Origin of the sequence: Kitasatospora sp. NPDC093558, assembly GCF_040683475.1 — a bacterium.
Taxonomy (GTDB): domain Bacteria; phylum Actinomycetota; class Actinomycetes; order Streptomycetales; family Streptomycetaceae; genus Kitasatospora.
The window spans coordinates 1-1,076 of record NZ_JBFBDY010001377.1; the positions used below are offsets into that span (position 1 = coordinate 1).

Here is a 1,076-nt window from a genome sequence, read left to right on the forward strand (position 1 = left end):
GCCGGGATCGCGTTCCAGGTCCTCCTGGAGCAGACGGGCGTCGCGTTCGAACTTGTCGGCGCGCGAGCCGCCGTCGGCGAAGTGCTCGATGACCAGTGCGTCGAGGTTGGCGGTGCGGTCGCCTTGATCCGTCGTCAGGTACTCGTGGGTCGAGCCCTCGTAGCGCCAGTCGACGGTGCCGCGGACCAGCCGCTTGATCCGGTACTCGAGTTCGGCGGGGTGGCGCAGCATGTAGGAATCGGCCGTCAGTGCGGGGAGCGGGCCCTCCTGCCGCACGACCATGTCGGCGTCGATCAGCAGCAGGTAGTCGGCCTTGCCGCGGGCGTGGCGGATGTTGAGCGTCCGGTTGTGGCCGAAGTTCGTCCAGGCCTCCTCGTGCAGCTCGCCGGGGATGCCGGCCAGCGCACGGCGGATCAGTTCCTGGGTTCCGTCGGTGGATCCGGTGTCGGAGATCACCCAGGTGTCGACGAGGTCGCGCACCGATGCGAGGCAGCGTTCGATGACCGCCGCCTCGTCCTTGACGATCATGCACAGGCAGATGGTGGGCTTCCGGCGGCCGGAACGGGACGGGCCGGAGCGGCGTGGACGGGGAGGGGAGCTGTCAGGTCGTGCCACAACGGCCTCTCGGGATGCGGGATGCGGGCTGCGAGGGTGAGCGCGGACCGGGTGCGGCCAAGCCGTGTTCGCCCCGGGACGCGCATCGCGTCGGCGATGCTATTTCGGCCCGGTTTCGGTCCGGTGGTCCAACACGGTGTCCGACCGAAGGGGGCGGGCCATTCGTGTGGTTGCGCTGGGCCGGGCCGGTGACACTGTCGGTCCGTCGCTGCCGGACGCGCTCGCTCTCCGAGATCAATGGCGGTCACCGGGCGGGTCCAACCGTCCCGCCGGTCATCGACGGATGAGGAGCACTGGGTGTCGTCTCGCGGAACGCAGATCCCGAAGCCGGCGGTACCGCACCGCCGCAAACAACGCGCCGCAGGTGCGCTCGACCACCGGGGAGTCGACGTAGGTGTGCGGTTCGGCCATCTTGCCGCTGTTGACCTTGTCGCGGGCGCCCTGGAAGGGCTGGGAGAGGG

2 protein-coding genes are annotated in these 1,076 nt (G+C 69.8%); both read right to left on the reverse strand.

The window, feature by feature from the left end; genetic code table 11:
• A partial coding sequence (locus AB0O00_RS41125; RefSeq protein WP_363659759.1) for a glycosyltransferase occupies positions 1–528 on the reverse strand: 528 nt, incomplete at its 3' end.
• Between the two features lie 360 nt (positions 529–888).
• A partial coding sequence (locus tag AB0O00_RS41130; RefSeq protein WP_363659760.1) for a hypothetical protein occupies positions 889–1,076 on the reverse strand: 188 nt, incomplete at its 5' end.